Source organism: Paludibacterium denitrificans (assembly GCF_009707705.1).
GTDB classification, from domain to species: Bacteria; Pseudomonadota; Gammaproteobacteria; order Burkholderiales; family Chromobacteriaceae; genus Paludibacterium_A; species Paludibacterium_A denitrificans.
On the sequence record NZ_WLYX01000001.1, the window covers coordinates 2,637,070 to 2,652,470 of the forward strand.

Below are 15,401 nucleotides of genomic sequence, written 5' to 3' on the forward strand. Positions count from 1 at the left end.
GGTGGCGCAAGGTGCGTCCACCAACACTTTGACTTCGGATGGTTATGCCGCTGGTTCCCTCAAGGCCATCAATATTGACCAGACCGGCATCATCCGAGGCCAGCTTTACCAATGGACAGACACGTACCATTGGTCAGGTAGCGTTGGCTAACTTTACCAACCAGCAAGGTTTGCAGTCGGTTGGTGGTAACCGCTGGCAAGAATCGTATGCTTCTGGCCCGGTCAGCTTCAATGCGCCCGGAGTGGGGAATGCTTAAGCACGATTCAGTCCTCCGCGCTGGAAGACTCCAACGTGGATTTGACCGCAGAGCTGGTCAACATGATTACCGCCCAGCGCTTCTATCAGGCAAACGCCCAGACCATCAAGACGCAGGATACCTTGCTGCAAACCTTGATCAACCTGCGTTAATGCTTTAGCTAAAGGCTCATACTGATGGACCGCATGCTGTTTCTGGCCATGAATGGCGCCAAACATGTTGCCCGGCAGCAGGCGACCACAGCCAATAATCTGGCTAACGTTAATACCAATGGTTTCAAGGCCGATCTGGTGTCCTTCCGGGCCTTGCCGGTCGTCGGCGATGGCGCCCCAACCCGCACGTATGTGGTCGACAACACGGTTGGTCATGATTTAAGCCGGGGCAGCTTGTTGCATACCGGCAATGCCAGTGATTTTGCCATCGGCTCCCCCGGCTTTTTTGCCGTCCAGGCGCCGGATGGTAGCGAGGCATATAGCCGGGATGGTGGTTATGTGCTGGATACCACCGGCATGATGCGCACTCGCACCGGGTTACCAATTCTTGGCGATGGCGGTCCCATTACGGTTCCCACCGGCATGCGTGTGCAACTGGGTGAAGATGGCTCGGTGATGGCGACTCCCCAGTCCGGCACAGACAGAACGCCACAGCTAGTCGGGCAGATCAAGATGGTCAACCCGACGGCCAAGGAGGTGTACAAAGGCGAAGACGGTTTGTTCCGCATTAACGGCGGTGGCACCGCGCAGGCTGATGCCAATGTCAAACTGGTGCCGGAAACGCTGGAGTCCAGCAATGTCAATGCCGTCGAAAGCCTGGTACAGATGATTTCACACGGCCGTCAGTACGACCTTAACGTCAAGCTGATGCAAAGTTCCGACCAAAATGACCAGAAAGCTACCCAGCTGCTGGCCATGGGCTAATAAGTTGGGCGACACCGGCCCTGATTAGATCGACAGGATAAAACCATCATGATGCGCGCCCTCTACATTGCCAAAACTGGCATGGATTCCAGCCAGTTCCAGCTGGACGTCGTCTCCAATAACCTGGCTAACGTCAATACCAAAGGGTTTAAACGTGGCCGAGGCAATATTTGAAGATCTGTATTACCAGACCTTGCGTCAGCCGGGTGCTCAATTGGCCAACGGCAATACCACGCCGACCGGGCTGCAGGTAGGTACGGGTGCCACGCCGGTGGCCACCAGCCGTATCCACTCGCAAGGTAACCTGATGCAGACCGATCAGTCGTTGGATTTGGCAATTACCGGTGATGGTTTTTTCCGTATTTCTCTACCGGATGGCACAACAGCCTATACCCGCGATGGTGAATTCAAGCGCAATGCCAATGGTGATGTGGTGACGGCTGATGGCTATTCGATGAACCCCAACATCAACATTCCGTCCGGTGCCACGCAGATCACCATCTCCACTGGCGGCGTCGTGCAGTATTTTCTGCCGAATAACCCTGCGGCTCAGACGGCAGGGACGATCCAGCTGACCACATTCATTAACCCGCAAGGGCTGGAAAGCATGGGGAATAACCTGTACCTGCAATCTGCCGCTTCCGGAGATCCGCAGGATGGTGATCCGAACACCGATAGCCGTGGTCAGGTCAAGCAGGGGTTTCTGGAAGATTCCAACGTCAATGTGACGGAAGAACTGGTCAAGATGATTCAGGCTCAGCGTTCGTTCGAAATGAACTCACGTGCGATCAAAACCGCCGACGAAATGTTGCAGCGCATTGCGCAGTTGTAATCCAATGATTAGCGGGATCGTGTCATGAAGCGTTTGTTGAGTATCTTGACCTCATTTCTGGTGTTGAGCGGCTGTGCGGTACAGGAGCCGCCACTGGTACATAGTCCGATGACGGCCCGGCCGCAGCCTGTGGCCGCGACAGTTCCGGCTAACGGGTCCATCTTCCGGTGGCCAATTACCGTCCGCTGTTTGAAGATAAAATGCCAGCGCTGGTCGGAGATACTCTCACGGTTACGATTCAGGAAAAATCGGCGACATCGACTTCGGAACAAACAACGGGTGACCGCAAAAACTCCATCAGCGAGAGCGTTGATGCCAGCCTGAAGTTACCGTTTGTGCCAGGATATCTGGAAAAAGCGCTGGCTGGAACTTCTCTTTCGGCCAACGGTGCAGCCAGTTTGAGTGGTAAAGGCAATAATCAGGTGGCTACATCATTTGTCAGCTCGATTACCGTGACAGTGATTGAAGTATTGTCGAATGGCAATCTGGTGGTCAGCGGCGAGAAGCAGGTGCGCGTTAACGGTGATACGGAGTCCATCCGGCTGTCCGGTGTGCTGAACCCACGGGATATTGGCCCGGATCGGTCGGTGTCATCGCTGAAACTGGCTGATGCGCGTATCGAGCAACAAACCAAGGGCAATAACCGGCTGTATACCGAGCCGGGTTGGCTGACCAAGTTTTTCCTGAGCGTACTGCCTTTCTGATAGGCTGCTGTCTTTGTGGTAAGGGTTGGTGGTGATGAAACGATTTTTACTGGGCTGGGTTTTGCTTTTGTGCGTGATGAATACCGTACTGGCCTCTCAGCGCCTGAAAGAGATTGCCAATATCGGTGGCGTGCGCCCCAACCAGTTGATCGGTTATGGCTTGGTGGTTGGTCTGGACGGCAGTGGCGATAAAGTCAGCTCCTCGCCTTTTACCGGCCAATCCATGTCTAACATGCTTAACCAGCTGGGCGTGCAGATTCCGGCAGGTACCAAGCTTGATCCCAAGAATGTGGCTGCCGTTTCGTTGACGGCCACGTTGCCACCCTTTGCTCGCCGTGGTCAGGCGATTGATGTTACCGCTTCATCCATTGGTGATGCCAAGAGCTTGCGTGGCGGTACCTTGCTGCTGTCCCCCTTGAAAGGGGCTGATGGTCAAGTCTATGCCATGGCTCAGGGTAATGTCGTGGTGGGCGGGGCTGGAGCATCGGCGGGTGGCAGTAAGGCACAGGTCAATCAGTTGAGCGTTGGCCGAATTCCTGCTTAAGCGCTACGGTTGAACGTGAAGTACCGACTGCCTTGGGTAATGGCGAGTTTATCAATCTGGAATTGCAAGAAGCAGACTTCACGACGGCCAATCGGGTGGTGCATGCCATTAACCGGGAGTTTGGTGCCGGTACGGCACGTGCCGTGGATGGCCGCCTGGTTGAAGTGCGTGCGCCGTTTGATACCAATCAGCGCGTACAGTTTCTGTCGCGAATGGAAAATATTGCCGTTGATCCGGCAGAAGTTTCCCCCTCTGGTTATCATCAATGCCCGTACCGGTTCCATCGTCATGAACCGGGCGGTGCGTCTGGAGCCATGCGCCATTTCCCATGGCAACCTCTCGGTTTCCGTGAGCAATACCCCGCAAGTCAGTCAGCCGAATCCCTTGTCTGGCGGTTCTACCGTGGCAACCAATCAGGCCAATGTCAACATCAAGAGCGATGGTGGCAAGGTAATCCGGGTGCCGAAGGGGGCCAATCTCTCGCAAGTGGTGAGCGCGCTGAACGCCGTTGGTGCCACGCCTCAGGATTTGGTATCGATCCTGCAGGCCATGAAAGCGGCCGGTTCCCTGAAGGCCGATTTGCAAATTATCTGATTCTTCTGCAAGCTGAAAAAGCGGCCACCAGGCCGCTTTTTTTATTGGCCCGGTTTTTGCTATAAAGGCCGTGGGAGTGAGCCGATGAATATACCTTTTTCCAACAAATACTCGTCATCTGACGCATTAGCCAATCAGTTGGCAATTGACCCGACGCAGCTATCCGGGTTGCAGCGTAAAGCGGATAAAGACCCGAAGGCAGCGGTGCGTGAAGTGGCGGGGCAGTTTGAAGCGTTACTCATGGGAACGTTGGTAAAGGCCATGCGTGAAACCAAGCTGGATGGAGAAGAGGATTCCAGCGATATGGACACCTATCGCAGCATGCTCGATCAGCAGATGGTGCAGTCACTTTCCAAGACTGGCATGGGCTTGGGGGATGTGTTGTACCGGCAGATTGCCAAGTCGGCTCATCTCGACACGACCAACGATACAAAAACCGAGTATCTGGCACCAAGTCCATCATTGAACACGCAGTCGCTGCCCACGCGGGCACTCAAGGCATATCAGCAGGCGCAGAATGCAACAGCTTCTGCTGTGGTTAGCGATCCTGCCGCGACAGCAGGTGCGGCGGTTGGCACGACATCTTCGACCAGTGGCAAAAGTTTTGCCAAGGTCATGTTGCCGCATGCTCGTAATGCGGCCAACCAGCTGGGCGTGGCTCCTGAGTTTGTCGTTGCCCATGCCGCACTGGAAAGTGGTTGGGGAAAGCGTTCAATCAAGAATTCTGATGGCAGTGAAAGTCATAACCTGTTTGGCATCAAGGCGGGTGGCGACTGGCAGGGCGCCACGACTAATGTGCTGACAACGGAATATGTGAATGGAACCCCGCAAAAGAGAGTGGAGAAATTCCGTTCATATGGTTCCTACGCCGAAGCGTTTTCTGACTATGCCAATCTGCTCAAGGATTCGCCGCGTTATCGCAACGCGCTGAATCAGGGGCAGAACATGTACGGGTTTGCCCAAGGCTTGCAAACCGGCGGCTATGCCACCGACCCGCGTTATGCGCGCAAGTTGGTTGATGTGGCCACTTCCGTACTCTCCCAGTCGGTTCGTAGCTGAGTTCAAGTTTTTATCTGGCCAGCCGATAAAGACACAGAGGATAAATTATGGGTTCCAGTATTTTCAGCATCGGTGTCAGCGGACTGAACGCCGCACAGACCGCGCTTTCGGTGGTTGGGCACAATATTGCCAACGTCAATACCGTAAGCTACACCCGTCAATCGATCAGTCAGGCCGCTCGCTTGCCGCAAGATATGGGCTTCGGTTTTGTCGGTAAAGGCGTGGATGTGACTCAGGTTGCTCGCAGTTACGATCAGTATCTGGATAAGCAGGTTCTGAATGCGCAAACCAACAGTAATTATTACTCTAGCCAAGTCTCTCAGCTTAATCAGATCAACAATCTGTTGGCCGATTCCTCTGTCGGTCTGACTCCGGCATTGCAGGATTTTTTTGGTAGCTTGCAGACACTGACGCAAGACCCGTCTTCCATTCCTAGCCGTCAGACCGTGATAAACATGTCGCAGGCGCTGGCGACCAAGTTTCGTACCATCGATAGTCGATTACAGGAAATTACCTCCGGTACCAATGGTCAGATTGCTTCTACGGTGGACAGTATCAATGCCATCGCTGACAAAATCGCCGGTTTGAATTCCCAGATTGCAGCGATGACCGGTGGTCAACAAGACAGTGTTCCCAACGATTTGCTGGATCAGCGCGACAATGCCATGCAAGAGTTGAATAAACTCGTCAAGGCAAAGGCTGTCACCCAGTCGGATGGGACCTATACCGTGTTTATCGGTAATGGTCAGTCTCTGATCCTGGGTAATACCGTAACTCATCTGGCGACCCAGAAAGATCCTGCTGATCCGACATCGTTGCAATTGGTTTACCCGAATGCCAATGGTACTAACACGCTGATTCCAAACAACCTGATTGATGGTGGGGATTTGGGCGGGTTGCTGAATTTCCGTGATGGCGCACTGTTGTCTACTCGGCAGCAGTTAGGGACGTTGGCGATCGATTTTTCTACCGCCATGAATTACCAGCATGAATTGGGCCGGGATCTGTCTGGGCAGCAAGGTGGCGCCCTATTTAATGATCTCACTTCCTATGCAAGCCATCCTCAGGATGCCGCTGGTAATCTGCAAGTATTGCTGTCAGATCCGAGTAAATTAGCCGTTTCTTCTTCTCTGCAACTGGATACGACGGCGGGGGGGATTACCCCTTCGAGTAGTGGGGTTAGCCTGAGTGGGGCGTGGGCAAGCGTACCGGTAGTTATGGTTGGACTAGCACTTCTACGCCGCCAGATGTGACAACGCATCCAGCGTATGGCTTGACGGGGTTGACTGTCACCGCTACCTCTACCACGAGTATTTCTGCAACGATTACAGGTACCAATGGTGGTGGCCCTTACTCAGTGGTGGCAGACCCCAATGTCACTAATGGCTATAAGCTGATGGATAACTCTACCCCGGCACAAGATTTAGGGATTGGCTTCAAGCTGTCTGGGCAGATGCAGGCTGGGATGGTGATCAATATCGGCACGGTACCATTAAATACCGTGGCATCTGGTGAGAACAGTAACTTGCTGGAGATGGCCAAGCTGCAAACGCGAGCCATAGTTGACGGTAAGAAAGATGGCACAAATTCTGGATTGCAATCTTTCCAGACTTATTATTCCACTACCGTCAGTTACGTTGGTAACGTGACGAATACCGCACAATTATCATCGTCGGCAATGGATACTACGCTACAGCAAGTTACTACAACCCGTTCCAATGCGACCGGGGTGAATCTGGATCAGGAAGCGGCCGATTTGTTGAAATATCAGCAGGCATATCAAGCATCGAGTAAAGTCATTCAAATTGCGCAGGATCTATTTTCCCGTTTGCTTCAATTGGGTGGATCCTGAGTTTGGCGGAGTTGAACCATGAGAGTTAGCACAGCGAGTTCATTTATGTCTGGAGTGTATGATATGCAGTCTCTGCAGTCATCACTACAGAAATTACAATTGCAGCTGGATACTCAGAAACGTGTTGTGACGCAAGCTGGATGATCCTGTTGCAGCTGCCCGTGTCTTGCAGCTGAGTCAATCAGATGGTCGTAATACGCAATTTATTGCCAATAGTCAGGCCGTGGAGTCTTCACTTTCCATTTCTGAAACTTCGCTGACCAATGCTTCTAATCTGCTGACCAATCTGAAAAGCCTGGCTATTCAGGCAGGGGATGGAGCATTGGCTACCACCCAGTTGCAGATGATCCAGAAACAAGTGCAGGAAGGCATTTCCGAGATGGCCGGGTATGCCAATGCGACTGATGGCCGCGGTAACTATCTTTTCAGTGGCAATAAGATCAGCTCTGCGGCGTACGTGGTTGATAGTAATTACAATGCCACTTACCAAGGCGATACGGGGCAGCGTGATGTACAGATTAGTGCGGCACGCCAAATGCAGATATCCGAAGCAGGGAGTTCGGTTTTTGGTGATACTGGCAGCCCTACTGCAGTATTCGACGTGCTGAAAAAATTTAATGATTTACTTGGGCAAAGCCCGAAGCCAGCCACCTACGCTTCTGATTTGTCGAGTATTATGTCCGGGATTGATTCAGTACAGAAAAACGTACTGACGGGTATTGCCTCCATTGGTGCTCGTCGCCAAGAGAATGATAATGTAAAGAGTATGGATGAGGACTTGAAATTGCAGTATCGGTCCAGTATCAGTGATTTGCAGGATCTGGATGTGACCAAGGCCATCAGTGATTTTACCATGACGCAAAACTCACTGAAATATAGTCAACTCACTTACAGCAAAGTTACCGCGTTGTCGTTGTTTAACTATATTTCATAATTCGGTTTTTTAAATAAAAGCCATTCCATTTCTTTGGGGTGGCTTTTTATCTTTTGGGATATAAAAGAAGCGGGGCTCATTGAAGATGATTGGTTGCTAAATCATTCTCCTGAATACTTTTTAATGGAGATAATGTATTTTTCTATCCAGATGTGTTTGAGTCTCTGGAATTTCGGCCAACCTTGTCGCTTAAGGTTGGCCGAACCTTTTGATCTTCATTCCAGCCAGTTGGGTGTGCGCTTTTCGATAAAAGCATTAACGCCTTCGCGGCCTTCACTGCCATGGCGAGTTTCGACGAGGCGCTTAATGGTCAGTTCCAGCGACTCATGGCTTAGCGGTTGGCTGCCAATATCATTTACCAGCTGTTTGGCTTGCAGCATCGCCTGTGGCCCATTCAGTAGCATTAGCCTGACGGCGTGTTCCACCGCCATGTCGATTTCATCGTTTTCTACGACCTGGTGTATTAACCCTAATCGTTTGGCTTTGCTTAAGCATTGAAGCGCTCTGCGGTGACAAAGTAACGCCGTGCAGCGCGTTGACCGATAGCGCGGATCACATAGGGGGCGGCGACGGCGGGGATGAGTCCGAGTTTTACTTCGGAAAAGCTGAACAGGGCTTCCGAAACGCCAATGGCAAGATCGCAGCACGCCACCAAGCCAACACTCATCCCAAACGCTGAACCCTGAACCCGTGCGATGGTTGGTTTGGGCAGGTTGTCCAGCGTGCTGAGCAAGCGTGATGATAACCGGGCTTCGCGTTCTATTTCCGCCGGGCTGAATTCGGCCAACCGCTGAATCCACTGCATGTCGTGCCCGGCCGAAAAGCTGATGCCTTGCCCGGTCAGGATAACGACCTTGACACTGCTGTCTTCGGCCAACGTTTCCAAGGTGGCGATCAGTAGATCGATCGTTTCATGGTCCAGTGCGTTATGCAGCTCGGCTCGATTGAGTGTCACGGTTGCCACGCCGCGTGAATCGACACTGAGCAGGATGGGTTCCATTTTCATGTTGTTCTCCTTTGTTGGCGTGTGGTTTTGTTTGTTGTTATTGATCAGCCCCGGTTATCCGGGGCGGCAGAAGCGGCTGATGGCATGGCTGAATGCTTCTGCCGCTTCGATATGCAAGACATGGCGTATGGGATCACTTCCAGCTTGGCGCCCAGCAGGCGTTCCTGAATCAATTCCGCCTGATAGCGTGGGGTGAGGCGGTCTTCGTTGCCAACGAGGATGAGCGTCGGCACGGTTAGCGTGTGCAGCCAGTTACGGGCATCGTGCTCTTTCACGCCATTGATCAGGCGGACCACGGCGTTCCAGTCCAGCATGCCTGCCATTTGTTTCAATCCTTCCAGCATGGCGCTATTGGCGGCCGGGAAACGGCTGGAGAATAGCCGGGGAATGCTGATGGTCTCGCGCAGGTCCAGTCCTCCTGCCTTGTGTGCGGCGATCCAGCTATCGCTGATACGCTGGCTGGCTTCATCAGACCAGGCCAAGGTAGACGCCAATATCAGTTTCAGAATGCGAGCCCGGAAACGACGGGCAAAGTGCTGGGCGACCATACCACCGTATGACAGTCCTACCAGATAAAAACGTTCGATGCAGAGGTGATCAATCAGCTGCATGGCCATGTCGGCCTGTTCGGTCAATGTGTATTTTTCGCCAGCCGGGCGGTCGCTTTGTCCTTGCCCGAGAAAGTCGAAGCGCAGCAGTCGATATTGGGTTTGCAGAATCGGTAGAAGTAACGTCCAGGGCGGGCGTGGACATGGTGATGCCGTTGAACAATACCAGGACGGGACGTTCGACCTGATCACCAAATTCGTAATAGACCTGATGGCCGTTAAGCGTGGCGTAGGGCATACACTGTCCTTGTGGAGCGATGCGGGTTGTCGGAGCGGCACATAGGATGGGTGTGATGATTCATTCTGCATGCTCTTGCGTCTTCTCACCAGTACTCTGTGCTAGCCCGAAGCGAATTTCATGTCATTTAACCGAGTTGTCATCTTCTCTGGGTAGAGTTGGCGTTTAGTCTGATTTTTGGCTGGTTACTTGTCTATGAATACATCGCGTATGGCTGAGCCGTGCCCGGATAGCTCTCGCTGTCGTGAGCTGGAATCCATTATTCAGCAACGCCAGCTACAACCCGTCTTTCAGCCGATTGTCGATCTGGATTCCGGAGTAATTCTGGGATACGAAGGCTTGATTCGTGGCCCGTCGAATAGTCCGCTGCATTCTCCGGTCAATTTGTTTGAACAGGCACAACGCTGCCACATGACGGTGTTGCTTGATCAGACTTGCCGTCGCATTACCATGGAAAGTTTTGTCGGCCATCAGCTTTCCGGCTTGCTGTTTCTTAATGTCAGTCCGGAAAGCCTGTTGGCTCCCGACCATAAGCCCGGTGAAACGCTGGCGTTTCTCAAATGTATCGGGCTGGATTCCAAGCGCATCATCATCGAGTTGACCGAAACCCAGCCCAATGGCGATTACGACGCCTTGCGGGAGGCGACCAGTCACTATCGTGACAGCGGTTTTCGCATTGCGCTGGATGATTTGGGCGAAGGGTTTTCCAACCTGCGGCGCTGGTCGGAATTGCGTCCGGATTTTGTCAAACTCGACAAGCATTTTGTCCAGAACATTCATCACGATCCACTCAAGGAACAGTTTGTCCGCTCGATGGTGGACATCGCCCGCCAGTCCGGAGCCATGCTGGTGGCCGAGGGGATTGAATGTGTGGCCGAACTGCGTGTCTTGCGCCGTTTGGGCGTGCGCTATGGCCAAGGGTATTTGTTGGCGCGCCCCAGCCCGGTGCCGGTGCAGGGACGGCATATTACCGTGCCCGGCGTGGAGTGGGCGGGTGGCAGCCGTACCCGTCTGCATTGGCGCCATCAGCCGCGCGCTGGCGATCTGCTGATCGACGTGCCGACGCTGGCACCGTCAGTGCCCAATGAAGAGGCTTACCGCCTGTTTGCCAGTGATCCCAATCGCTTTGCCATTCCAGTGGTGGAACGTGGCATCCCGGTGGGATTGCTGCGTCGTCATCATTTGCTGGAAAGTTTTGCCCGGCCTTTCAATCGTGAACTGTATGGCAAAAAGCCGTGTGCGGTGATGATGGACAAGCAGCCACTGATCGTCAGTGCCGACATGAGTGTGCATGAATTGTCCAATCTGGTGGTGGCGTCAGAGCATCGTCATCTGGTAGATGGTTTCATCATTACCGAACAGGGCGGTTATCTGGGCATGGGGACGGGGTTTGACCTGATGCGCAAGATTACCGAGCTGCAGATATCCGCGGCGCGCTATGCCAACCCGCTGACCGGGTTACCCGGCAATGTACCGATCAGTGAAACCGTAGACCGCTTGCTGGAGGCACAGGTGCCGTTTGTGGTGGCTCATGCCGATCTGGATAACTTCAAGCCGTTTAATGATTTATACGGCTACGCTGCGGGTGACGGCCTGATTGAGCTGGTGGGGCAGCTGTTGAGCGTACATGTGGATTCGGATCGTGACTTTGTCGGCCATATTGGCGGGGATGATTTTGTCGTGCTGATGCAATCGTCAGACTGGGAAGCGCGGCTGCATGGCATGCTTGAGGCGTTTGATGAAGCGGTGAAAATGCATTTTGAGCCACAGCATTTGGCGGCTGGTGGCTTTGAGGTGGCTGGCCGCACCGGTGAGGTCATGTTCTTTCCCTTGACCTCTTTGTCGGTGGGGGTGATCAAGGTTGCCCCCGGCCGTTATCTGTCTCATCACGAAATTGGTTCTGCCACGGCTGAAGCGAAAAAGATGGCCAAGAAAGCGCCGGGCAGCAGCCTGTTTGTGGAGCGCTTAGCAGCCAGTGCCGGGGCGTGGTATGACCAAATCTGGTGCGAGTTTGATCAATTCGAAGGTCTGATTTCCTATTATCAAGCCATTCTGGCTTTTTCGTGTTGTTCATTTGATCATGGTGCGGGAAAGCCACAGCTTGGCTTCCTCTCGCAACCTGACATTCTCTGCAGGCTTGTCAAATTTATTAAACGTCAGCTAGCCTAACCCGGCAAACTACTGTGTTTCCCAATATTAGTTGGTTTTACTGCTGATTCGGTGGCACGGTTTGTCCTCATCTTAGCGGTGCGTCGTTGAGTGTTTTTTGGTGTGCTGCTATGCGCGGGGGCGCTGTTGTCAGGATCTTGAGTTTGCGTTGAATCTGGCTGGGAGCAGTTCTTGCTTACCTGTTGCGGTAAGGATGCGCCGACGAGAAGTGATCTGTCGCCAAGGCGGGCGCTTTGTTCTGTTCGGGCCACACATGCCATCATTTACGGCCGCGCGCGGCTGGATATCAGTTGGAGGAGTGCAATCATGACGCAAGCTGTTGCTGCCGCTACATCGGTTCAAGCCACACCGCCGGTGGCCAAGGCAGTGCCCGGAAGCATGGGATCGGATCAGCCGTATCTGCGGATTGCCGGAGTCGTGAAGAGATTTGGCGATCATGTTGCGGTCGACGGGGTGGACCTCGACATTCACCAGCATGAAATCTTTGCCCTGCTGGGTAGCTCCGGCTGTGGCAAGTCGACGCTGCTGCGCATGTTGGCCGGTATGGAAACCCCATCGGCGGGGAAGATCATTCTGGACGGGCAGGAGCTCAACCGGCTGCAGCCGTATGAACGGCCGGTCAACATGATGTTCCAGAGCTATGCGCTGTTTCCGCACATGACGGTTGAGCAGAACATTGCCTTTGGTCTCAAGCAGGACGGCTTGGGCAGCCGTGATATCAGTGATCGTGTGATGGAAATGCTGGACTTGGTGCAGATGCGCAAATACGCCACGCGCAAGCCGCATCAGCTGTCCGGCGGTCAGCAGCAACGGGTGGCGCTGGCCCGCAGTCTGGCCAAGCGCCCCAAGCTGTTGCTGCTGGACGAACCGCTGGGCGCGCTGGACAAGAAACTGCGGCAGCAAACCCAGCTGGAGCTGGTTAATACCATTGAGCAAGTCGGGGTGACCTGCATCATGGTGACGCACGATCAGGAAGAGGCCATGACCATGGCCAGCCGCATTGGCATCATGAGCGAAGGCTCCTTGTTGCAGGTGGGGACGCCGACAGAAATCTATGAGTATCCCAACTGTCGCTTTACCGCTGAATTCATCGGCGAAACCAATATTTTCGAAGGCCCGGTCGTTTTGGATGAGCCGGATCGGGTGGAAATTGATGCCGCTGAACTGGGGGGCCGGGTAAGCATTGATCATGGCATCACCGGGCCTAAGGGGATGCAGGTTTGGGCCAGTATCCGGCCGGAAGACGTGCGGCTGGACCTCAAACCGCTGGCGGCGGGGCCGAACCGGGCAAGCGGGGTGGTGGAGGAGATTGCCTATATGGGCAGCTACTCGATTTACCACGTCAAACTGTCCACCGGCAAAATCGTGCAATCGGTCGTGCCGTCGTCGCGCTGGTACGATGCCGGAGAAACCGCTCCCACCGGGGCGATACCGTATTTGTCAGCTGGCGAGAGGATGTGCCGGTGGTATTGACGCGCTGATCGGGGCGTTGGCGGCTACACCTCGGGGCCGGTTCATGGCGCGTGGCAGTTTGTCACGCCGGATGATCCGGCCCTGTTGTTGTGTTGTCTTAAGCCTAAAAGCCGGGCGCTGCTGGCTGCTAAAAAGCGGTTACAACAATTCATCAAATTTTTACTTGTCGGGGGTGGGTATGTTGTTAAAATCCGCGCTCGTTTGGCGTAAAAAACGCGCACAATACGTGATTGTTTCGCTCCGACATCCTTGGCACACCAAAAGCTTATAGCCCGAACGCCGCGCACTAAGGAGCGGGTTTATCCATCGATTCATTGAGGGAAAACTCATGGCTTGGTCCGTAGCCGACAGCCGAAGTCTGTATGGCATCCAGCATTGGGGCGCGGGGTATTTTGATGTAGGGGACAATGGCTGCGTCACGGTGCGCCCCAACACCCGTCAGCAAAAAGAAATTGATCTGTTTGATCTGGTGTACCAGTTGTCTGGCCGTGGGCTGGACCTGCCTTTGCTGGTGCGTTTCCCCGATATTCTGCAAGACCGGGTCACCCGCTTGTGTCGCGCATTTGATGGCGCCATTGCCGCGCAGGGGTATGGCAACCAGTACACGGCTATCTATCCGGTCAAGGTCAATCAGCAGGAAGCCGTCATCAAGAACATCATCGCCACACAGGCGGTGTCGATTGGGCTGGAGGCGGGCTCCAAGCCTGAACTGATGGCTGTGCTGGCGCTGGCTCCGCGCGGCGGTACCATCATCTGTAACGGTTACAAGGATCGCGATTTCATCCGGTTGGCGCTGATTGGCCAGAAGCTGGGGCATCAGGTGTTCATCGTGATCGAGAAAGAGTCCGAGGTGGACCTGGTGATCGAGGAGGCGCACAAGCTGTCTGTTCGGCCAACCTTGGGCATGCGTGTGCGTCTGTCATCGCTGGCGTCCAGCAAATGGGCCGATACCGGTGGCGACAAGGGCAAGTTTGGCTTGTCGGCAGCGCAGCTGATTTCGGCGGCCGAGAAGCTGGAAGCGGTGGGCATGGCTGACTGTGTCCGGCTGATGCACTTCCACATGGGCTCGCAGATTGCCAATATCGGCGACTATCGCCCGGGTTTCCGCGAAGCCCTGCGCTATTTTGCCGAACTGCGCTCGCTCGGTTTGCCGATTGACCATGTTGATGTCGGCGGCGGCTTGGGGGTGGATTACGATGGCACCCATTCGCGCAATGCCAGTTCGATCAATTACGACATGGACGAATACGCGCAGGTGATCGTGTCGATGTTGGCCGAATTCTGCAATGAAAACGCCATTCCGCACCCGCGCATCTTGTCCGAATCCGGGCGTGCCATGACCGCGCACCATGCCGTGCTGATCATGAATGTCACCGACGTGGAGCGCCTGCCGGACAGCTTGCCGGAGGTGGACGATGTGGCCAGCCCTGGCGTTGCCGGTACGCAAGCTGTACGACCTGATGAGCCTGACCAACGAAGAAATGGTCACGGAAATCTATTACCGTGCTTAAGCCATTATGTCGGGCTGGTGGCGGAGATGTACGCAGAAGGCCGGTTGTCGCTGCGGGAAAAAGCGTTGGCCGAACAGATTCATGCTGCGCTGTGCGTAAGCGTCTGCATAGCCAATTACAAGCCAGCCAGCGCTCGCAACGTCAGGTGTACGACGAGTTGACCGACAAGCTGGCCGACAAGTATTTCTGCAATTTCTCGGTCTTCCAGAGTTTGCCGGATACCGGGCGATTGATCAGGTACTGCCGATCATGCCGTTGCACCGGTTGGCCGAACAGCCGACACGCCGCGCGGTGTTGCAGGATCTGACTTGCGACTCCGATGGCAAGGTCAAGCTGTATGCTGACCAGCAGAGTATCGAATCCAGCATGTCGGTGCATGATATCCAGCCGGGCCAGCCGTATCTAGTGGCGGTATTTCTGGTTGGGGCGTATCAGGAAATTCTGGGTGACATGCACAACCTGTTTGGCGATACCGACTCGGTCAACGTCTATGTGCGCGAAGGCGGCAAGCTGGAGTTCTCCGGGGTGGAAGAGCATGACACCATCGAAGACATGCTGCGCTACGTGCACCTGTCACCGGAAGAAATCCTCAACTGCTATGAGGCCAAGTCGCGTGCGACCAATCTGCCGTACGAAGAGCGCAATATCTACTTTGCCGAGTTCTGTCGCGGGCTGAAGCAGTCGTCCTATCTGTCCATGTGAC

The 15,401-nt window shown here is 54.2% G+C and carries 18 protein-coding genes and 2 pseudogenes; 17 read left to right on the plus strand and 3 right to left on the minus strand.

The genetic code is table 11. The features are described from left to right. The first annotated feature begins 44 nt into the window (after window positions 1–44). The 13 genes and pseudogenes from GKE73_RS17045 to GKE73_RS17095 all read left to right on the plus strand — a co-directional run bounded on the left by GKE73_RS17045 (window position 45) and on the right by GKE73_RS17095 (window position 7,693). Window positions 45–257 (plus strand): hypothetical protein, encoded by a 213-nt coding sequence (locus GKE73_RS17045; RefSeq protein WP_230370883.1) that lies wholly within the window; start codon window positions 45–47, stop codon window positions 255–257. Window positions 258–292: 35 nt separating this feature from the next. Beyond that, window positions 293–409, plus strand: coding sequence for a flagellar basal body rod C-terminal domain-containing protein (locus GKE73_RS17050; RefSeq protein ID WP_230370884.1), 117 nt, complete (start codon window positions 293–295; stop codon window positions 407–409). A 24-nt stretch (window positions 410–433) separates the two neighbouring features. Further along, window positions 434–1,174, plus strand: a complete 741-nt coding sequence (gene flgF / locus GKE73_RS17055) for a flagellar basal-body rod protein FlgF (RefSeq protein ID WP_230370885.1) — start codon at window positions 434–436, stop codon at window positions 1,172–1,174. A gap of 48 nt (window positions 1,175–1,222) precedes the next feature. Continuing rightward, window positions 1,223–1,348, plus strand: coding sequence for a flagellar basal body protein (locus tag GKE73_RS26735; RefSeq protein WP_230370886.1), 126 nt, complete (start codon window positions 1,223–1,225; stop codon window positions 1,346–1,348). Next, on the plus strand, window positions 1,329–2,006 hold the full coding sequence (gene flgG / locus GKE73_RS17065; RefSeq protein WP_230370887.1) for a flagellar basal-body rod protein FlgG: 678 nt from the start codon (window positions 1,329–1,331) through the stop codon (window positions 2,004–2,006). Before GKE73_RS26735 ends, flgG begins: the two co-directional genes overlap by 20 nt. A 167-nt stretch (window positions 2,007–2,173) precedes the next feature. Further along, window positions 2,174–2,710 carry a flagellar basal body L-ring protein FlgH gene (locus tag GKE73_RS17070; RefSeq protein ID WP_230370888.1) on the plus strand — a complete coding sequence of 179 codons (537 nt, stop codon included), beginning with the start codon at window positions 2,174–2,176 and terminating at the stop codon, window positions 2,708–2,710. A 34-nt stretch (window positions 2,711–2,744) separates the two neighbouring features. Next, window positions 2,745–3,254 carry a flagellar basal body P-ring protein FlgI gene (locus GKE73_RS24070; RefSeq protein WP_280954997.1) on the plus strand — a complete coding sequence of 170 codons (510 nt, stop codon included), beginning with the start codon at window positions 2,745–2,747 and terminating at the stop codon, window positions 3,252–3,254. Window positions 3,255–3,316: 62 nt separating this feature from the next. After that, window positions 3,317–3,424, plus strand: a pseudogene (locus tag GKE73_RS24075) (flagellar basal body P-ring protein FlgI); the annotation flags it as partial. Window positions 3,425–3,476: 52 nt separating this feature from the next. Continuing rightward, a complete protein-coding gene (locus tag GKE73_RS24080; protein ID WP_280954998.1) occupies window positions 3,477–3,848 on the plus strand; it encodes a flagellar basal body P-ring protein FlgI in 372 nt (123 codons plus the stop codon). An 84-nt stretch (window positions 3,849–3,932) separates the two neighbouring features. After that, window positions 3,933–4,907, plus strand: a complete 975-nt coding sequence (gene flgJ / locus GKE73_RS17080) for a flagellar assembly peptidoglycan hydrolase FlgJ (protein WP_230370889.1) — start codon at window positions 3,933–3,935, stop codon at window positions 4,905–4,907. A gap of 47 nt (window positions 4,908–4,954) precedes the next feature. Beyond that, window positions 4,955–6,160: a flagellar hook-associated protein FlgK gene (gene flgK, locus GKE73_RS17085; protein WP_230370890.1), complete on the plus strand. Its 1,206-nt coding sequence runs from the start codon at window positions 4,955–4,957 to the stop codon at window positions 6,158–6,160. Beyond that, entirely contained in the window at window positions 6,157–6,759 is a 603-nt protein-coding gene (locus GKE73_RS25050; RefSeq protein ID WP_230370891.1) for a flagellar basal body rod C-terminal domain-containing protein, read from the plus strand. The genes flgK and GKE73_RS25050 overlap by 4 nt, the downstream gene beginning before the upstream one ends. A 166-nt stretch (window positions 6,760–6,925) precedes the next feature. Continuing rightward, on the plus strand, window positions 6,926–7,693 hold the full coding sequence (locus GKE73_RS17095) for a flagellin N-terminal helical domain-containing protein (RefSeq protein ID WP_230370892.1): 768 nt from the start codon (window positions 6,926–6,928) through the stop codon (window positions 7,691–7,693). Between the two features lie 215 nt (window positions 7,694–7,908). On the opposite strand, the gene GKE73_RS24085 is transcribed toward GKE73_RS17095, so the two are convergent. Genes GKE73_RS24085 through GKE73_RS17105 form a run of 3 tightly spaced genes read right to left on the minus strand, consistent with a single transcriptional unit; the run spans window position 7,909 to window position 9,499 of the window. Then, window positions 7,909–8,124: a Clp protease/crotonase-like domain-containing protein gene (locus GKE73_RS24085; RefSeq protein WP_280954999.1), complete on the minus strand. Its 216-nt coding sequence runs from the start codon at window positions 8,122–8,124 to the stop codon at window positions 7,909–7,911. A gap of 56 nt (window positions 8,125–8,180) precedes the next feature. After that, window positions 8,181–8,699, minus strand: coding sequence for an enoyl-CoA hydratase-related protein (locus GKE73_RS17100; RefSeq protein WP_280955000.1), 519 nt, complete (start codon window positions 8,697–8,699; stop codon window positions 8,181–8,183). A gap of 44 nt (window positions 8,700–8,743) precedes the next feature. After that, entirely contained in the window at window positions 8,744–9,499 is a 756-nt protein-coding gene (locus tag GKE73_RS17105; protein ID WP_230370893.1) for an alpha/beta fold hydrolase, read from the minus strand. Window positions 9,500–9,740: 241 nt separating this feature from the next. On the opposite strand from GKE73_RS17105, the gene GKE73_RS17110 reads away from it, so the two are divergent. The 4 genes and pseudogenes from GKE73_RS17110 to GKE73_RS17125 all read left to right on the plus strand — a co-directional run bounded on the left by GKE73_RS17110 (window position 9,741) and on the right by GKE73_RS17125 (window position 15,400). Beyond that, window positions 9,741–11,714, plus strand: a complete 1,974-nt coding sequence (locus tag GKE73_RS17110) for a GGDEF domain-containing protein (RefSeq protein WP_230370894.1) — start codon at window positions 9,741–9,743, stop codon at window positions 11,712–11,714. A gap of 378 nt (window positions 11,715–12,092) precedes the next feature. After that, a pseudogene (locus GKE73_RS17115) lies at window positions 12,093–13,195 on the plus strand (ABC transporter ATP-binding protein). Between the two features lie 320 nt (window positions 13,196–13,515). Then, window positions 13,516–14,859, plus strand: a complete 1,344-nt coding sequence (gene speA / locus GKE73_RS17120) for a biosynthetic arginine decarboxylase (protein ID WP_230370895.1) — start codon at window positions 13,516–13,518, stop codon at window positions 14,857–14,859. Between the two features lie 88 nt (window positions 14,860–14,947). Continuing rightward, entirely contained in the window at window positions 14,948–15,400 is a 453-nt protein-coding gene (locus tag GKE73_RS17125) for a type III PLP-dependent enzyme domain-containing protein (RefSeq protein WP_230370896.1), read from the plus strand. The last annotated feature ends 1 nt before the right edge of the window (window position 15,401 follow it).